The sequence below is a fragment of the Bradyrhizobium sp. CSA207 genome, assembly GCF_029051685.1.
In the GTDB taxonomy this organism is placed as follows: domain Bacteria; phylum Pseudomonadota; class Alphaproteobacteria; order Rhizobiales; family Xanthobacteraceae; genus Bradyrhizobium.
Window position 1 is genome coordinate 98,775 of record NZ_JAACFT010000013.1, and the last position, 15,538, is coordinate 114,312.

Sequence of the window (15,538 nt, forward strand, 5' to 3'; positions counted from 1 at the left end):
CTACTTGTCGGCCATCGTGCGCTCCACGTCCTTGACCTGGCCGCGCAGCTTGGGCAGCTGTTCGCGCGCGAAGGCGGCCAGTGCGGGATTGTCCGGCCCGTTCAGATAGTGCTCGAGCAGGGTGATGACGGACTCATATTCGGGGATCTGCGCAGCATAGAAGCTTCTGACGTAAGTTGGTCCGTCCGAGGCTTCGGGCTCGACGAGGATGGCGCCGGGCATGGTCTTGCCGGCGTGTGGCTCGGCACCAATCGCTTGCTGAATTTCTTTCAGCGCTTTGTCGCGCTTGGCTGCCTCCTCGACCCGCAAGGCGGCAAGATTTTTGACCTCCGCATTGCCCTTCAGGTCGGTGCTCTCCAACAGGTCCTGCTGAAAGTGGCTGAAGGCGTAGAGGCTGCTGACGACGTCGTTCGCGGTCGGCGTGCGCTCCCCAGGCGTTCGCTCGCCGATGTTGTCCGCAAGCGCTGCCGTGCCGATGAATGCCAAGACGATCGCGACAAGAACTCGCATGACTATCCAATGACTGATGGCGCGCGAAGTTCCGCGAAGATTACGATCCGGTAAGGCGGTTGCGGGACGCAGGTTCCGACCCCACGTTTTTTGTATGAAGCAATCAGATATCTTCAGAGATAACGCAGAGAACTGCCTGCAGCTCGCCGAACGCGCGGAAGGGCAACCGAGCTACAAGCGCTATTCGCGTATGGCGGAGGCCTGGATGGCGCTCGCGAACGAGCAGGACTGGCTCGATGGCGAAATCCCGCCCGTTACGGACCGCGTCCCCCACAAGCAGGATGTGTGAGCGCTCACGCTTGCGCGAAACTCCCGTGTGATTCCGCTCACGGAATGAAGGCGACAAATCCACGATGATTAGGGAATAGTCGATCGCGTTGATTTTCGGTTCCAGAAAGAGGATTTGCGATGACTCCACGTCTAGCCCTTCTCTCACTCATCCTCGCCTTCGGCGTCTCCGTCGCGTTCGCGACGGTGACCACCGTGCGGCAAGTGCATCTGGCGAGTACACCGGCCACGGTACGCGCGGCGCACAGCTAGCAACAAGTCGCTCTCGCTCGGGCCGGAACCTTCGACACAGCGGCGCGTAAGCGCTTCGAGGCATCAGAGGAGGCGAGAGGACATCATGGTCCATTCCGATCAAGGCATCGTCAGAGACAAGCGCGGTGAACAGCAGCTGCGCGATAAGCAGCGTGCACAGAGTGTGCACAAGTCGGGGCCGAAGGGATTGCCCTCGCGGGAGGCGACACGCGATCCCAAGCTGAGCGACAACAGCAAGACGCCCGGCTCAGGCATGACGCCGGATGATTCCGGCGGCGCGCCGAGCGGCTAGTCTCACAAGGAACGAATCCATACGCGAAGAGTCGAACGTTTGCTTCCGGCTGTCATGCCCCCGGTGCGCCGGAAGCAATCTCCAAGGACGGTCCTGGCACACCTGTGCCGGGGCCGTTTGCTTATGAAATATCTGCGATCCGATTCAGTCTTCCGTATCGCCCGGCTGGGCTCGATTGCCCCGGATGTGCCCGTCGGCCCCCCGCCCGAACACGCCATAATTGCTTGATTTGATCCCTGGTGGGCCGTCGGGGACGGCACCGGCAAGCCCGATCTTGAGAAGCTCGCGGACCGCTGCGGCACGCGTCGGCATACGATGCTTGAAGCGGAAATCATCGACTGCGGCCAACTCTTCCGGCGAGAGCATGACCTGGAGGCGCTCGGCGCGAAGATCATTCATGACTCACCACATCGAATGTGCAGATTGAGTAGTTTACTCAACCGCCTAACCCGACGCGGGTTCCACAAAAGTCGGAAAGAGCATCAAATTATTAAAATACTTCAATAAAATCAATAGTTTGTGTGTTGGAAAGGTGCGGGGACTGACGCATAATGCGGGAAACGGGAATGGAGACTCGCCATGACGGATAAAGTCAGGTTACCCCGCAAGCTTTCCGAAGAACCGGAAGCACCCAAGCCGGTGCGTGCGAGCCATCAGAAAGTTATCGAGCAAGTGGAGCGCTGGGCCAATAGCCCGGGCCTGCAACCGCCGGAGCCCCAACCGCCGGGGGAGCGAAATGCGTAAGCGGTCGATGCCACCCACAATCATGGAGCGTATCGAGGCGCAGAAATGCCGGCTTGAACGTGAGTTGGCGAACCTGCGGGATGGCGAGCAGCGCGACGCCGTTGCTGCGCGGCTCGAGCAGCTTCACGCCGCGGCCGAGATGCACGAATTCACGAATTTCTGTCGTCACGGGAACAGATGGGGGGTCTTCGCTGATGATGGCCAGCGCCCGGACCGTCGTGCACGATGGGACACGATGCGGAGCTTCCGCCTGAGCCACCACGCCGACACTGAGACAACGGCCCATACCGTCAGGGCTGCAGCGAAGGCGCCAAGGACGCTTGCAGCTGCGGTGAGATAGAAAACGGCGGCGAATGCCACAAGACCGATACTTCCCCAGGCAGCGCCGGCCGCATCGAGCGCAGCCGCCTCTTGTCCGCGCCGCCGACCGCTGAGACCGGCCTTCTGCTTGGTGCGGCGCTCATGGCTTTCCACCAGCGTGGCGCTGGCGCAGAAGATGGCGGGGAGCGCGAGGAAGAGACCACCGACAGACACACCGAAGCGCGCACCCACGATCCCCGTGAGCACGGTCGCCAGGCCGCCCAGCAGGAAGCGAACGCCATACTCATACCAGCGAGTCTGCTTCAGCGCGGAGAGTGACAGCTTGACCGGCATCAGGCCGCCCCTCCCAAGCCCGCGAGCAGTCCGAAGGCTACCGCAAGCCACACGGTCAAAGCGAGGGTGGTGGCCGGCAACGCATTCAGACGGTATCGCATCAACAGATGGCAGACGACGACGCTGTAGCAGCCGAGTGCGACAGCGCCATAGATCATGGTCCAGCTTTCGGCGGCGGCATAGTGAGATCCATGCCGGACGACGGCGATGCCAAGCGTGGCCAGTGCGACGGAAGGGGCGGCGCCCAGGAGCCCCGCAAAGCTCTTCGGCCTGAACATGTCACCGAGGATCGCGAACGCGGAAACGATCACGCCGCCGGCAATGAAGCGCACGATATATTCGGTCATGACCGTGCCTGTGACTTGTCTTGCCGGCTGTACGATTCTTGCCGGCTGCGCGATTTTGCCAGCGTCAATGGCCGCACTAGTCTTTCCACGACAGCGCCGAGCGCGAAGCCTGCCACCACATCGCTCGTCCAATGCGCGAGCAGCGCAATCCGCGTCAGCGAAAGCGCGACCGCAACCGAGCGCACCAGGCGCCGCGGCGTCGGCGGCAGCAAGCCCGCCGCCGAGGCAAGTGCGCCCATATGAACGGCGTGGCCGGAGGGGAAGGCGTCGCGCGGCTGTCCGGAGACAGGGACGCCCTTTTGATGTCCGCGCACTGTCAACCGGTCCGGCCTGGTCTGATCGAACACGGATTTCAGGACATGTGGCAGCAAGGCGGTCGCCAGCGAAACAGTCAGAACGTGGTTGGCGATGCGGCGCTGCCGCGGCTGCACAAGGTGGGCATAGAGCCACCCGGCCGCAGCCAGCGCGAGCAGCACGTGCTCGTCAGCGCCCCAGGTCAGGGTCTGTGCGGTACGCTCGATGCCTGAATTGGTGTGCACCGCGATTTCGTTCGCAATGGTTGTGTCGACGCGGGTGGGTCTGACCTCTACTAATGCCATCGTTCTACGGTGAGCTATCCTTCATGAACTTTTGTAAAGCTTCAGTGACAATGAAGGTTCCTCGCCGGCGCGCCGCTCTCCTGCGGCCCCGATGGGCGACGACGGGTGTCCAGCTCTCCGCCGGAAGCACCATACCCTTGGCCCGTGGCATAGCTGGCGTCACAGCAAGCGTTGCGCTCGCCGCGTGAACGACGTGCCGGCGGGATATCGAAGTTCTGGTTTGATCGGCCATGATGGTCTCCGAGAACGTTGCGCTTCGACCTGCGGAGACGGGGATCGTTGCCAGCTCGAGGAAGACGCCGGGATGCCGGCGTCCTCGGATGTTCCTAAGCGGCTAGTCGGTTCGATTGCGGCCGGTGCGCGGATTGATCGGGTCGGTTGGCTCGCGCCGAAGCCTCTCCGGCAGGAATGGCTCGGCGGGCGAAGCGGAGGGCGCCGAGCGAACGTCAGCATGACGCTGCGCCCGCTCGTGCGGTGTCTGGTTGGGGTTGATCTGTCGCTTCACGTCGACTCCGTCGACCGGATCGTTGACGCCGTGCTGGATGTCGCGAAAGTCGCTCATGGTTCACTCCTTTCCGGGCAGGATCGATTCGAGCACCTGCCGTGCCGCTCCCTTGATCACCCCGACTTCGTTTGGATCGCCCTTCATCAGTGCTAGCGAGAAGTTTTTCGCCTGCTGCAACGTGACGTGCGGCGGCAGCGGCGGCACTTCGGGGTCGGTCTTCACCTCCAGCACCACCGGCATCTCGGCCGCCAGCGCTTGGTCCCAGGCCGAACCCAGCAGTTCCGGGCTGTCGACATAGATGCCGCGCAAGCCGATCAGCTCGGCAAAGCGTGAATAGGACACGTCTCTGGTATGCGCTGCGATGCCTCGAACTTGGGATCGCCGTTGATAATGCGCTGCTCCCAGGTGACCTGGTTGAGATCCTCGTTGTTGAAGACGCAGACGATGAAGCGCGGATCCCGCCAGTCGCGCCAGTATTTTGCGGCCGTGATCAACTCGGCCATGTTGTTCATCTGCATGGCACCGTCGCCGACCAGCGCGATCACCGGCCGGTCCGGATGCGCGTATTTTGCGGCGAGCGCATAAGGTACCGCGGCGCCCATCGAGGCGAGGCCGCCAGAGAGCGAGGCGGTCATGCCGCTGCGCATCTTGAGGTCGCGCGCAAACCAGTTGGCGCAGGAACCGGAATCGCTGGTGATGATGGCGCGTTCGGGCAGGCGCGGCGACCATTCCCAGGCCACGAGCTGCGGATTGACGGGCGCGGCTGGCTGATGCGCACGGTCGTCCAGCGTCTTCCACCATGTCGCGACGCTGTCCTCGATGCCCTTGCGCCATGAAGCGTCGCTCTTGGGTTTGAGCCTTGGCAACAGCGCGCGCAATGTCTCGGCCGTGTCGCCTATGAGGCCGACCTCCATGGGAAAACGGATCGACATCATGCTGGCGTCGATGTCGATCTGGACGCCCCGCGCGGCGCCTTCCTTGGGCAGGAACTCGGAGTACGGAAATCCGGAGCCGATCATCACCAGCGTGTCGCACTCCATCATCATTTTGTAACTGGGCTCGGTGCCGAGCAGGCCGATCGAGCCGGTCACCCAGGGCAGGTCGTCGGGCAGGGCCGCCTTGCCGAGCAGCGCCTTGGCGCAGCCGGCCGACAGGCGGTCGGCGACGGCAATCACCTCGTCGGTGGCATGCAGCGCGCCGGCACCGACGAGCATCGCGACCTTGCCGGCATTGAGAATGCCTGCGGCGCGATCGAGATCGGTGTCACGAGGCGTGATGTTTGGAGCGCTGTAGCCGATACCGGAGTGCAACGTACCGTGGGCGCGCGGCGGATCGCTGTATGGTTCCTCCTGGACGTCGTTGGGCAGAATGATCGCCGTCGGGGTCCGCCGCGCCATCGCGATCCGCACCGATCGGTCGATCAGGTGTCGCACCTGCGCTGGCGAAGATGCCTGCAGGACATAGGCGCCGGCGACGTCCTTGAACATCGAGACCAGATCGAGTTCCTGCTGATAGTTCCCGCCTAATGCGTTGCGTGCCTGCTGGCCGACGATCGCAAGCACCGGCTGGTGGTCCAGCAGAGCATCGTAGAGGCCGGTGACGAGATGCGAGGCGCCCGGTCCAGAGGTCGCAATGCAGACGCCGAGCTGGCTGGAGAACTTCGCATAGGCGCTCGCCATGAACGCGGCCATCTCCTCGTGCCGCGCCTGGACGAAGCCGATCTTGCCGTCAGCTCGTTGAAGCGCGCCGAATCCGCCGTTGATGCCATCTCCGGGATAGCCAAAGATGTGGCGCACGCTCCATTGATGCAGACGCTGGACGATGAAGTCGGAGACGGTCTGGGTCATCGCGGGTGGCTCCCGGTGTGACGATCGAGAACCCGCCGTCTCCGGCGATGTTCCTCAACCCTCGCGGAACACGCGCCGGAACGATCGCTCGTTTATCCGGGTTGTCTTTACTTAGGCTGAACTCAGGCTGAGTGGAGAATTGAGATGTTGAATCGAAGCGAACTGGACCAAAACGAGATGGGCCGGTTGATCGGTAGCGACAAGGTCGAGGGAACATCGGTCTATGGCGCCGACCGCAACAAGATCGGTTGGATCGAGCGCGTGATGATCGACAAGATCAGCGGCAAGGTGTCCTACGCCGTGCTTGGCTTCGGCGGATTTCTGGGGCTCGGTAACGACCACTACCCGTTGCCCTGGCAGTCGCTGAAATATGACACTGAACTCGGCGGCTACGTCACCGGCATTACCACCAAGGAGCTGACCGGCGCACCGAAATATGGCGACAAGAGCGAGTGGAACTGGGGTGATGACGCGGCGGTGCGCCGGATCAACGCCTATTACGGCGTTCCCTTCGTTTAGGGGATCACTGAGGAACACGCGATGAGCAAGGAAAAACCTACCGACGATCCGCGGCGCCAGAGTGACTGGGGATCGCACCGCCAGACGGACAAGCCCTGGAAGGGCAATCCGGAGAAGGAGCAGGGATCGGACGACGAGGTCAAGCCCGATCTCGAAAGATGGCATCAAAAGATGGCATCAGACGAAGACGCACTGAGCAAGGCGCCGAGGCGGTCGAGATGGGCGCGGCACGCACGAGCCCGCGCTTCTTTTTTGGACAATGCAATCACGAATGACGGTAATGCCGGTCGCAGTCGGAACCTTGCTTTGGCGCTGGCGGTTAGGCTCGCGGCGAGCGCGCCGGCCTTGGCCGCCCTGCCGGTTTAGTCCCGAGAAAGGGTGTTCGCCGTGGATGCTCAGACACGGGAGCGTGGGCCGTCTGCGGAGCAGCCGCAGAGGGCGAAGGACGCTCCGAAAGCGTCTCCCGATCAGACCCACAACGCCAACCACCAGAAGCCGGCGACGCCGCCGCTGCGCGAGCGGCTTCGCGAACATTGGCTGCTCGCAACCCTCGGCGCCATCTTGCTGATCGCGGCCCTGGTCGGCGGCCTGCTCTACTGGCTGGAGATCCGCCACTATGAATCCACCGATGACGCTTTCGTCGCCGCGCGCAGCTTTTCCGTGGCTTCGAAGGTTGGTGGTTACGTCACCGACGTCCCGGTCACGGACAACCAGCATGTCAATGCCGGCGACCTGCTGGCCAAGATCGACGAGCGCGACTACCGCATCGCCGTCGATCAGGCCGCGGCGCAGGTCGAGGCCTCCAAGGCCAACATCGCCAATCTCGATGCGCAGATCGACTCGCAGCGCGAGCAGATCAAGCAGGCGCAGGCGCAGCTTGAACAGGCCCAGGCCCAGCTCCGGTTCTCGCAGGAGGAATTTGCGCGCGCCGAGGATCTTGCCGAGAAGGGCGCCGGCACCGTGCAGCGCCAGCAGCAGACCCGTTCCGACCTTCAGGCGCAGCAGGCCAATACCGAGCGCGCCAAGACGGCGGTGACCGCGGCCGAGCTCGGCATCAAGACGCTCCAGGCCCAGCTCGAGGGCGCCAAGGCGCAGCTCGGGCAGTCGCAGGCGCAACTCGATCAGGCCAAGCTGAACCTGCAATATTCCGACGTCGTCGCGGCGCAATCCGGCCGCGTCGTCAAGCTGAGCGGCGCCAAGGGCACCTTCGTCGCGGCGGGACAGAGCCTGATGATGTTCGTCCCCGACGAGGTGTGGATCGTCGCCAACTACAAGGAAACCCAACTCAACGACATGCGGCCCGGCCAAACCGTCGAGATCCACATCGATGCCTATCCCGGACGCAAACTGACCGGTCACGTCGATTCCGTGCAGCCGGGCTCCGGCACCGCATTCAGCCTGCTGCCCGCCGAAAACGCCACCGGCAACTTCGTCAAGGTGGTGCAGCGTGTGCCGGTGAAGATCATGGTCGACAACTGGCCGGCCGATCTGCCGGTCGGCCCGGGCATGTCGGTCGTGCCCTGGACGAAGGTGCGGTGACCGAGGTCGCGCAAGGCAGCGCAGGAGGCTGGTCGCCGGAGCGCTCGGCGGCCGGCGGGCACAATCCGTATCTGATCGCGTTCGTCGTCTCGATCGCGACTTTCATGGAGGTGCTCGACACCACCATCGCCAACGTTGCGCTGCGCCACATCGCCGGCGGGCTCGCGGTCGGCATCGACGAGAGCACCTACGTCATCACCAGCTACCTCGTCGCCAACGCCATCGTGCTGTCGATCTCGGGCTGGCTCTCGACCGTGATCGGCCGCAAGCGCTTCTATATGATCTGCGTCGCGACCTTTTCGGTGGCCTCGCTGTTGTGCGGCCTCGCCTGGAGTTTGCAGGCGCTTGTGTTGTTCCGGATTCTGCAGGGGCTGGGCGGCGGTGGCATGGCGACCAGCGAGCAGGCGATCCTCGCTGATTCTTTTCCGCCGCAAAAACGCGGCCAAGCGTTTGCGATCTATGGCGTCGCAGTCGTGGTCGCCCCAGTGATTGGCCCGACGCTCGGCGGCTGGATTACCGACACCTACTCCTGGCACTGGGTCTTCCTGATCAACGTGCCGATGGGTCTGATCTCGCTGTTCCTGGTCGGTACGCTGGTCAAGGAGCCGTCGGGCGCGGAAGAGGAGAGGGCGGAGCTGCTCAGCAGAGGCCTGCGCGTCGACTACATCGGCTTCCTGCTGGTCGCGATTGGGCTCGGCTCGCTCGAATTCGTCCTTGACGAAGGCCAGCGCAATGATTGGTTCGGATCGAACATGGTCCTGTCCTTTGCACTGCTTGCCGCCTTCTGCCTGCTCGCATTGATCCCGTGGGAGTTGATGCGGGATGATCCCATCGTCGACATCCGCCTGCTCGGCAGGCGCCAGTTCGGGTCCTGTTTCCTGGTCATGCTTGGCACATTTGCGGTGCTGATCTCAACGACGCAGCTATTGCCCCAGCTTTTGCAGACGGAGCTGGGCTATACCGCCATGCTCGCGGGACTGGTGCTGTCGCCGAGCGGCGTCGTGACGATGATGTTGATGCCGGCGGCGGGACGACTGGTCACGATAGTGCAGCCGAAATATCTGATCATGTTCGGCGCTGCGACTGCCGCACTTTCGATGTGGCATCTGACCGGGCTTACCGGGGACATCACCTACGGCTACGCCGCGCTGGCGCGAATCTATCTCGCGGTCGCTCTTCCCTTCCTATTCCTTCCGGTGACAACGGCATCCTATGACGGCTTGCCACCCGAGAAGACCAACCAGGCCTCCGCCCTGATCAATGTCGCCCGCAATATCGGCGGCTCGATGGGCGTGGCGCTGGCGCAAACGCTCTTGGCGCAGCGCCAGCAATTCCATCAGAGCCGCCTGATCGAGCACGCCGCGCCGTCCGATCTCGGCTATCAGCAAACCATCGACGCCATGACGCGCTTCTTCCAGGCCCAAGGCTCGAATGCAACGGATGCTGCCTCGCAAGCGATCGCCTGGATCGGCCAGACCCTCCAGCAGCAGATCGATCTTCTTGCTTATATCGACGTGTTCTGGACGCTTGCCGTTATTGCGGCGTTGTTGATCCCGATTGCCGCGGTCATCCGGCCGATCGATTTGCGCGCGCCGGCGCGCGGGCATTGATGTCCCCTGATGCCACCATCGTCGGTCGACCCTCATCGGAGCTCTGTCGGCAGCCGAAGAGCGCCTGGACCTTGGAGATGGAGATCGGGCCGTTCCGAGAGAGGTGGTGACCGCGGCGCAAAAGTCTGGCTAGACTGATCCCAACGCGAACCAAAGCTCCGGGAGGGCACTACGTGAAGACCGCGATCACCGAACTGTTCGGCATCGAGCACCCCATCATCCAGGGCGGCATGCATTTCGTCGGCTTTGCCGAGCTGGCCGCCGCAGTCTCCAATGCCGGCGGGCTTGGCATCATTACCGGGCTCACGCAGAGGACGCCGGAGCTGCTGGCCAAGGAGATCGCGCGCTGCCGCGACATGACCGACAAGCCGTTCGGCGTGAACCTCACCTTCCTGCCGGCCTTCTCCGCGCCGCCCTATCCGGAATACATCGCGGCCATCGTCGAAGGTGGCGTCAAGGCCGTGGAAACCGCGGGCCGCAGCCCGGAAGCTTATATGCCGGCCCTGAAGGCGGCAGGCATCAAGGTGATCCACAAATGCACCTCGGTGCGCCATTCGCTGAAGGCCGAGCGGATCGGGTGCGACGCCGTCAGCGTCGATGGTTTCGAGTGCGGCGGTCATCCCGGCGAGGACGACATTCCCAACATGATCCTGCTGCCGCGCGCGGCGGAGGAATTGAAGATCCCGTTCGTCGCCTCCGGCGGCATGGCCGACGGGCGCAGCCTCGTCGCGGCGCTGTCGCTGGGCGCGGCCGGCATGAACATGGGCACGCGCTTCATCGCCACCAAGGAAGCGCCGGTGCATCAGAACGTGAAGAACGCGCTGGTCGCGGCGACTGAGCTCGATACAAGGCTGATCATGCGCAGCTTGCGCAACACCGAGCGTGTGCTCAAGAACGCCAATGTCGACCGTCTGCTCGATATCGAGCGCGAAAAGGGCGCCAAGCTCACGATCGATGACATCCATGACCAGGTCGCCGGCGTCTATCCCAAAATCATGCTGGAAGGGCAGATGGATGCCGGGGCCTGGAGCTGTGGCATGGTCGCGGGCCTGATCCACGACATCCCATCGTGCAAGGAACTCGTCGATCGCATCATGGGTGAGGCCGAAACCCTCATCCGCAGTCGCCTGATGGGGTTCTTGGACGGGACGGGTGCGGCGCGAAAGGTCGCCTGACACCGCCAATCTTCTTAACCACGGCGGCACTTGCCCGCTGGAATTGCGCGCGGCGCCTCCTAAATAGGGGTAAATTACCTCTTTCATAATCAATTTCAGGAGGCGTCCGTGGTCCTGAAGAGCGTTCATTTTGCTGTTGCCGTTGCCCTCGTGCTCGCAGCGGGCGGCGTCGCGCGCGCCGACGACTACAAGCCTGACGAATATCTCGGTCTTGATCTCTCCAAGGCCGTGCTATCGCCGAAGCGGCTCGGGCCCGAGACGCGGTTTGCGCCTGTCCCCCTCGAAGCGCGCGGCGGCAATGACGCGCAAGCGCGCATCGAACCGATGGATGTGCCGAAGAAGGTTGTCGCCGAACGCGTGCATGTACCGGAGCCGAAGGTCGCGCACGCCAAGCCCTCGCAGCCGCGCGGTGCGGCCCGCACCAGGCTCGCACGTCGCCACGGCAATCCGCTGAATGCACAGGCAAGGGATACCCGCATCCAAACCTGGCCCTGCCGGTCCGGCGGCATCTGCAACTGGCAGCGCTGAGCGCCTGCCTGACGCGTCATCTACGCGTCGCAAAACCGTAGGCGTGGAGTCAAAAAACCGTAAGCTGGGAGTCAAGGAGCGCAGGCACCTTCCGTCACGATTCGACGAAGGTCTCCTGAATGGCAACGCTCCGCGCGCAGCGCGCATGGACCCGGCGGCAGTTTTTGGTGCGCTCCACCTCCAGCCTCGCCGTCGCCTCGCTGGGCACGCTCGCAAGCCCGTCCATCAGCCGCGCCGCCGACCGCCCGCAGATCGCGGGCGGCATCCAGTCCGGGGACGTCTCTGATGGCTCTGCAGTCGTCTGGGCCCGCGCCGACCGGGCCGCGCGGATGCAGGTGGAGTGCGCGAGCGTCGAAAGCTTCAAGACAATCATCGCGTCAGCGTCGGGTGATGCGACGCCGGAGGCCGACTTCGCCTCAAAACTGCTATTGAACGATCTACCGGCCGGCCAGGATATCTTCTATCGCGTGCGGTTCGACGACATCGCGACCGGCATCGCCGGCGAAAGCCGCGTCGGCCATTTCCGCACTGCGCCGGCCGCAGGACAATCGATCTCTTTCGTCTGGTCCGGCGACACCGCGGGGCAGGGCTGGGGCATCGACGTTTCGCGCGGCGGCTATCGCAGCTATCGCACCATGCTCGACAACCGTCCTGATTTTTTCATCCACTCCGGCGATCACATTTACGCCGATTGCACGATTCCCGCCGAACAGAAGCTCCCGAACGGCGAGACGTGGCGCAATGTCGTGACCGAGGAAAAATCGAAAGTCGCGCACACGCTGGCGCAATTCCGCGGCAACTACAAATACAACCATCTCGATGAGAATTTCCGCGCCTTCCACGCGCAAGTGCCGATGTTCGCGCAGTGGGACGATCACGAGGTCACCAACGATTGGTCGCCTGCCGGCAGCTACGACGACGCCGGGTTTGAGGACGACGGCACGCCGCGTCTGGTCGCGAGCGCCCGCCGCGCCTTCTTCGACTTCATGCCGATCCGCGACATCGGCGCGCGGCAGGGCCGGGTCTATCGCAAGATCGGTTACGGCCCGCTGCTCGACGTCTTCATGATCGACATGCGCAGCTTTCGCGATGACAGCTGGAACAAGGGCGACGACCATCGCGGCTGGATTTTGGGCGCCGAACAACTGGTCTGGCTGAAGCGCGAGCTCGCCGCCTCGCGCGCGACCTGGAAGGTGATCGCGGCCGATTTGCCGATCGGCCTGATCAGTCTCGATGCGGTAGCGCTCGGCGACGGGGCGCCCGACCGGCGCGAGCATGAGATCGCGGATCTGCTGGCATCGATCAAGCGCGCAGGCATCCGCAACGTCGTCTGGCTCACGGCTGACATGCACTACACTGCCGCGCACTATTACGATCCGAACAAAGCTCAATTCCAGGATTTCGATCCGTTCTGGGAGTTCGTCTCCGGCCCGCTGCATGCCGGCACCTGGGGGCCGGGCGAGCTCGACGACACCTTCGGTCCGGTCGCGATGTATCAGAACGGATGCAGTGAAGCGCAGGGCGAGAACCTCGCGCCGTGCTTCGGCTTGCAGTTCTTCGGCAAGGTCGACATCGACGGCGCCAGCCGTGTCATGACGGTGACCCTGAAGGATGTCGACAACCGCGATCTCTGGTCGGTCGAGATCGTGCCGCAGCCGCAGGTCCGCCCGGCTGTGGTGGCGCAGCATTCGTGAGGTGCGGCTGGCTCGTTCAACCTCTCCCGCTTGCGGGAGAGGTCGGCGCGAAGCGCCGGGTGAGGGCTTTCTCCGCTGGGGGATTGCCCCGTTGCGGATGCACCCTCTCCCCAGCCCTCTCCCGCAAGCGGGAGAGGGGGCCCACCTCGCTTGTGGCGACAATCAAACCTGATCGTACCTAACCCGATCTTGATTGGCCGCCTCGCACCTCTCGCGCTATAGTAGCCCATTCCCGCCACCTCTTTTCCATCACCGTAGAGTCTATTCTCGCTGCCCCGCACCGGGCGGGCTGGAATTCGTCAGGAGTTGACCTCATGGACAATCTGAAGACACAGGGCATCAGCATGCCCAAGCTCGGCCTCGGTACCTTTCGCATGCAGAGCGATGCCTGCCGCGCTGCGGTGGAGAGCGCGCTGTCGCTCGGCTATCGCCACATCGACACTGCCGAGATGTACGCCAACGAGGAGGCGATCGGTGCCGCGCTTGCCTCAGCCGGCGTGCCGCGAGGCGAGCTGCATGTCACGACAAAAGTCTGGCACGAAAATTTGGTGCCGGACGCGATCCGCCGTGCCTTCGATGCTAGCCTGAACAAGCTCAGGCTCGATCATGTCGACCTCTATCTCGTGCACTGGCCGTCAAAAGCCGCGAACTGGGGCGCGGTGTTCGAGACCCTGATGAAGCTGAAGGAGGAGGGCCGTACGCGGGCGATCGGCGTTGCCAATTTCACCACGGAGTTGCTCAAAATCGTGGTCGACGACATCAAGGCGCCGATCGCCTGCAACCAGATCGAATATCACGCCATGCTCGACCAATCGAAGGTTTCGGCCTATCTCGCCGCCAAGTCCATCCCGCTGGTCGCCTATTGCCCGCTGGCACAGGGCCGCGTCGCGTCGGATCCGGTGCTGGGCGAGATCGGCGCCAAGCACGATGTGACCGCCGCGCAGATCGCGCTGAAATGGCTGCTCGACCAGAACGGCGTTGCCGCGATCCCGAAGGCGTCACGCCGCGAAAGCCAAAAGGCCAATCTCGATGCGCTGAAGATCACGCTCGACGAGGCCGACCGCAACAAGATCGCGGCGCTGCCGAAGGACAGGCGCTGCGTCAATCCGGTCTTCGCGCCGGCGTGGGACTGACCAAAACGCGTTTCGTCAGCGCAAAGAAATGGCCCTGTGAGGGGCCATTTCCATGTTGCGTCCACGGCAGGCGCCAATCGCGCGCGAATTTGATCCGCATCAATGAGACCGGTCGTTTCCCGGATAGGATGGGCCTCCCGAAGGCGAAATTGGATGGGCCAATGCTGAACGAAGTGATGGATTTCGCCGGCGAGGTGCTGCCGGGGAGCTGCGCCGTGCCGCCTTATTCCGAGACCGCGTTTCTGGCGGAGCTCGGCGACCGGCTGCGGTCCTCGCGCATGCGCTGCGAGCTGTCGCGCCGGGAGCTCGCCCGCCGGTCCGGAATTTCGGAGCGCTACATCGCCCAGATCGAGGCGGGCAAGGGCAACGTCTCGATCGTGCTGCTGCTGCGGCTCGCCTCCGCGATCCACCGTAGCCAGCGGCAGGCCGCCTGACGCTTTGAGGTGACCGCGATGGGGCAGCTCGTACTGGCAGCCAAGGTCACCCATGTTCCATCACTGATGTTGTCGGAGCAGCCAGGCAGCCCCTTGCGCGCCGCGCGCGAAGCGGCGGTCCTATCGCTGCGCGAGCTTGGGCGGCGGGCGAAACAGCGTGGCGTCACCAGCTTCGTGGTGTTCGACACCCATTGGCTCTCCAATTTCGGCTATCACATCAACGCCAATGCGCGGCATCGCGGCTCGTTCACGAGCCACGAGGCGCCGCAGATGATGCAGGATCTGCGCTATGACCTGCCGGGCGACACGCAGCTCGCCAAGGCAATCGCCGGCGATGCAGGCCTCAATGTCATCGCGCACCAGGTGGCAAGCCTCGGGCTTGAATACGGCACCATCGTGCCGATGCACTACATGAACCCGGATGGCTTCGCGAAGGTGGTCTCGGTCGCCTCGCCGCTGTTCACGTCTCTCGACGAAAGCCGGATCCTCGGCGAAGCGACGCGCCGTGCCATCGAAAAATCCGGCGAACGGGTCGCAATCCTCGCCAGCGGGTCGCTCTCGCATCGGCTCTGGCCCAACAAGAGGCTGGGGCCGGAGGCGTGGACGTCGATTGCCAGCGAGTTCAACCGCCAGGTCGATCTGCGCGTGCTTGAGCTTTGGCAAAGTCGCCGCTACCGCGAATTCCTCGATATGCTTCCGGACTATGCCACCAAGTGCAATGGCGAAGGTGGTATGGCTGACAGCATCATGCTGTTCGCCGCGCTTGGCTGGTACGAGTACGGCGGTAGAGCCGAGCAGCTCTGCGAGTACTTTCCGTCATCTGGCAGCGGCCAAGTGAACGTGGAGTTTCACGTCGAGGCGTGAGGCA

Annotated in this window: 20 protein-coding genes and 1 pseudogene; 14 read left to right on the plus strand and 7 right to left on the minus strand. The window is 63.5% G+C overall.

All coding sequences use genetic code 11. The annotated features are described in order from the left end of the window. The gene (locus GWG65_RS16510) at positions 1–510 is read right to left on the minus strand and encodes a DUF4142 domain-containing protein (protein ID WP_275196627.1); all 510 of its coding nucleotides are present in this window, start codon (positions 508–510) and stop codon (positions 1–3) included. Positions 511–604: 94 nt separating this feature from the next. Between GWG65_RS16510 and GWG65_RS16515 the strand changes: the two genes are divergently transcribed. The 3 genes from GWG65_RS16515 to GWG65_RS16525 all read left to right on the plus strand — a co-directional run bounded on the left by GWG65_RS16515 (position 605) and on the right by GWG65_RS16525 (position 1,342). Beyond that, entirely contained in the window at positions 605–799 is a 195-nt protein-coding gene (locus tag GWG65_RS16515) for a hypothetical protein (RefSeq protein ID WP_148741602.1), read from the plus strand. A 119-nt stretch (positions 800–918) separates the two neighbouring features. Next, a complete protein-coding gene (locus tag GWG65_RS16520) occupies positions 919–1,050 on the plus strand; it encodes a hypothetical protein (RefSeq protein WP_275196628.1) in 132 nt (43 codons plus the stop codon). Positions 1,051–1,135: 85 nt separating this feature from the next. Beyond that, positions 1,136–1,342, plus strand: coding sequence for a hypothetical protein (locus tag GWG65_RS16525; protein WP_275196629.1), 207 nt, complete (start codon positions 1,136–1,138; stop codon positions 1,340–1,342). A 144-nt stretch (positions 1,343–1,486) separates the two neighbouring features. On the opposite strand, the gene GWG65_RS16530 is transcribed toward GWG65_RS16525, so the two are convergent. Next, a complete protein-coding gene (locus tag GWG65_RS16530) occupies positions 1,487–1,741 on the minus strand; it encodes a hypothetical protein (RefSeq protein ID WP_148741604.1) in 255 nt (84 codons plus the stop codon). A gap of 180 nt (positions 1,742–1,921) precedes the next feature. On the opposite strand from GWG65_RS16530, the gene GWG65_RS16535 reads away from it, so the two are divergent. Next, complete coding sequence (locus tag GWG65_RS16535) at positions 1,922–2,086, plus strand: hypothetical protein (RefSeq protein WP_275196630.1); 165 nt, start codon at positions 1,922–1,924, stop codon at positions 2,084–2,086. Between the two features lie 165 nt (positions 2,087–2,251). On the opposite strand, the gene GWG65_RS16540 is transcribed toward GWG65_RS16535, so the two are convergent. The 5 genes and pseudogenes from GWG65_RS16540 to GWG65_RS16560 all read right to left on the minus strand — a co-directional run bounded on the left by GWG65_RS16540 (position 2,252) and on the right by GWG65_RS16560 (position 6,038). Continuing rightward, on the minus strand, positions 2,252–2,740 hold the full coding sequence (locus GWG65_RS16540; RefSeq protein ID WP_275196631.1) for a DUF3147 family protein: 489 nt from the start codon (positions 2,738–2,740) through the stop codon (positions 2,252–2,254). Then, a complete protein-coding gene (locus tag GWG65_RS16545) occupies positions 2,740–3,087 on the minus strand; it encodes a DUF3147 family protein (RefSeq protein ID WP_148741608.1) in 348 nt (115 codons plus the stop codon). The genes GWG65_RS16540 and GWG65_RS16545 overlap by 1 nt, the downstream gene beginning before the upstream one ends. Next, the gene (locus GWG65_RS16550; protein WP_275196632.1) at positions 3,084–3,686 is read right to left on the minus strand and encodes a phosphatase PAP2 family protein; all 603 of its coding nucleotides are present in this window, start codon (positions 3,684–3,686) and stop codon (positions 3,084–3,086) included. Before GWG65_RS16550 ends, GWG65_RS16545 begins: the two co-directional genes overlap by 4 nt. A gap of 334 nt (positions 3,687–4,020) precedes the next feature. Next, a complete protein-coding gene (locus GWG65_RS16555; RefSeq protein ID WP_275196633.1) occupies positions 4,021–4,248 on the minus strand; it encodes a hypothetical protein in 228 nt (75 codons plus the stop codon). Between the two features lie 3 nt (positions 4,249–4,251). Further along, positions 4,252–6,038, minus strand: a pseudogene (locus GWG65_RS16560) (thiamine pyrophosphate-requiring protein). Between the two features lie 144 nt (positions 6,039–6,182). On the opposite strand from GWG65_RS16560, the gene GWG65_RS16565 reads away from it, so the two are divergent. The 10 genes from GWG65_RS16565 to hpaD all read left to right on the plus strand — a co-directional run bounded on the left by GWG65_RS16565 (position 6,183) and on the right by hpaD (position 15,534). Beyond that, positions 6,183–6,557 carry a PRC-barrel domain-containing protein gene (locus GWG65_RS16565; RefSeq protein ID WP_275196634.1) on the plus strand — a complete coding sequence of 125 codons (375 nt, stop codon included), beginning with the start codon at positions 6,183–6,185 and terminating at the stop codon, positions 6,555–6,557. Between the two features lie 21 nt (positions 6,558–6,578). Beyond that, a complete protein-coding gene (locus GWG65_RS16570) occupies positions 6,579–6,923 on the plus strand; it encodes a hypothetical protein (RefSeq protein WP_275196732.1) in 345 nt (114 codons plus the stop codon). 21 nt (positions 6,924–6,944) lie between these two features. Next, the gene (locus GWG65_RS16575; RefSeq protein WP_275196635.1) at positions 6,945–8,096 is read left to right on the plus strand and encodes an HlyD family secretion protein; all 1,152 of its coding nucleotides are present in this window, start codon (positions 6,945–6,947) and stop codon (positions 8,094–8,096) included. Next, the gene (locus GWG65_RS16580) at positions 8,093–9,706 is read left to right on the plus strand and encodes a DHA2 family efflux MFS transporter permease subunit (protein WP_275196636.1); all 1,614 of its coding nucleotides are present in this window, start codon (positions 8,093–8,095) and stop codon (positions 9,704–9,706) included. Before GWG65_RS16575 ends, GWG65_RS16580 begins: the two co-directional genes overlap by 4 nt. A gap of 173 nt (positions 9,707–9,879) precedes the next feature. Continuing rightward, positions 9,880–10,881: a nitronate monooxygenase family protein gene (locus tag GWG65_RS16585; RefSeq protein WP_275196637.1), complete on the plus strand. Its 1,002-nt coding sequence runs from the start codon at positions 9,880–9,882 to the stop codon at positions 10,879–10,881. Between the two features lie 108 nt (positions 10,882–10,989). Continuing rightward, entirely contained in the window at positions 10,990–11,409 is a 420-nt protein-coding gene (locus GWG65_RS16590) for a hypothetical protein (protein ID WP_275196638.1), read from the plus strand. Positions 11,410–11,528: 119 nt separating this feature from the next. Next, a complete protein-coding gene (locus GWG65_RS16595; protein ID WP_275196639.1) occupies positions 11,529–13,103 on the plus strand; it encodes an alkaline phosphatase D family protein in 1,575 nt (524 codons plus the stop codon). Between the two features lie 314 nt (positions 13,104–13,417). Continuing rightward, positions 13,418–14,236 carry an aldo/keto reductase gene (locus GWG65_RS16600; protein WP_275196640.1) on the plus strand — a complete coding sequence of 273 codons (819 nt, stop codon included), beginning with the start codon at positions 13,418–13,420 and terminating at the stop codon, positions 14,234–14,236. Positions 14,237–14,397: 161 nt separating this feature from the next. After that, entirely contained in the window at positions 14,398–14,670 is a 273-nt protein-coding gene (locus tag GWG65_RS16605) for a helix-turn-helix domain-containing protein (RefSeq protein WP_275196641.1), read from the plus strand. A gap of 18 nt (positions 14,671–14,688) precedes the next feature. Further along, on the plus strand, positions 14,689–15,534 hold the full coding sequence (gene hpaD, locus GWG65_RS16610) for a 3,4-dihydroxyphenylacetate 2,3-dioxygenase (protein ID WP_275196642.1): 846 nt from the start codon (positions 14,689–14,691) through the stop codon (positions 15,532–15,534). Positions 15,535–15,538 lie beyond the last annotated feature (4 nt).

What these genes read in the sequence shown, in the direction of transcription:
- GWG65_RS16510 (WP_275196627.1), bottom strand. Translation starts at nt 510, where the DNA reads ATGCGAGTTCTTGTCGCGATCGTCTTGGCATTCATCGGCACGGCAGCG.
- GWG65_RS16515 (WP_148741602.1), top strand. Translation starts at nt 605, where the DNA reads ATGAAGCAATCAGATATCTTCAGAGATAACGCAGAGAACTGCCTGCAG.
- GWG65_RS16520 (WP_275196628.1), top strand. Translation starts at nt 919, where the DNA reads ATGACTCCACGTCTAGCCCTTCTCTCACTCATCCTCGCCTTCGGCGTC.
- GWG65_RS16525 (WP_275196629.1), top strand. Translation starts at nt 1,136, where the DNA reads ATGGTCCATTCCGATCAAGGCATCGTCAGAGACAAGCGCGGTGAACAG.
- GWG65_RS16530 (WP_148741604.1), bottom strand. Translation starts at nt 1,741, where the DNA reads ATGAATGATCTTCGCGCCGAGCGCCTCCAGGTCATGCTCTCGCCGGAA.
- GWG65_RS16535 (WP_275196630.1), top strand. Translation starts at nt 1,922, where the DNA reads ATGACGGATAAAGTCAGGTTACCCCGCAAGCTTTCCGAAGAACCGGAA.
- GWG65_RS16540 (WP_275196631.1), bottom strand. Translation starts at nt 2,740, where the DNA reads ATGCCGGTCAAGCTGTCACTCTCCGCGCTGAAGCAGACTCGCTGGTAT.
- GWG65_RS16545 (WP_148741608.1), bottom strand. Translation starts at nt 3,087, where the DNA reads ATGACCGAATATATCGTGCGCTTCATTGCCGGCGGCGTGATCGTTTCC.
- GWG65_RS16550 (WP_275196632.1), bottom strand. Translation starts at nt 3,686, where the DNA reads ATGGCATTAGTAGAGGTCAGACCCACCCGCGTCGACACAACCATTGCG.
- GWG65_RS16555 (WP_275196633.1), bottom strand. Translation starts at nt 4,248, where the DNA reads ATGAGCGACTTTCGCGACATCCAGCACGGCGTCAACGATCCGGTCGAC.
- GWG65_RS16565 (WP_275196634.1), top strand. Translation starts at nt 6,183, where the DNA reads ATGTTGAATCGAAGCGAACTGGACCAAAACGAGATGGGCCGGTTGATC.
- GWG65_RS16570 (WP_275196732.1), top strand. Translation starts at nt 6,579, where the DNA reads ATGAGCAAGGAAAAACCTACCGACGATCCGCGGCGCCAGAGTGACTGG.
- GWG65_RS16595 (WP_275196639.1), top strand. Translation starts at nt 11,529, where the DNA reads ATGGCAACGCTCCGCGCGCAGCGCGCATGGACCCGGCGGCAGTTTTTG.
- GWG65_RS16600 (WP_275196640.1), top strand. Translation starts at nt 13,418, where the DNA reads ATGGACAATCTGAAGACACAGGGCATCAGCATGCCCAAGCTCGGCCTC.
- GWG65_RS16605 (WP_275196641.1), top strand. Translation starts at nt 14,398, where the DNA reads ATGCTGAACGAAGTGATGGATTTCGCCGGCGAGGTGCTGCCGGGGAGC.
- hpaD (WP_275196642.1), top strand. Translation starts at nt 14,689, where the DNA reads ATGGGGCAGCTCGTACTGGCAGCCAAGGTCACCCATGTTCCATCACTG.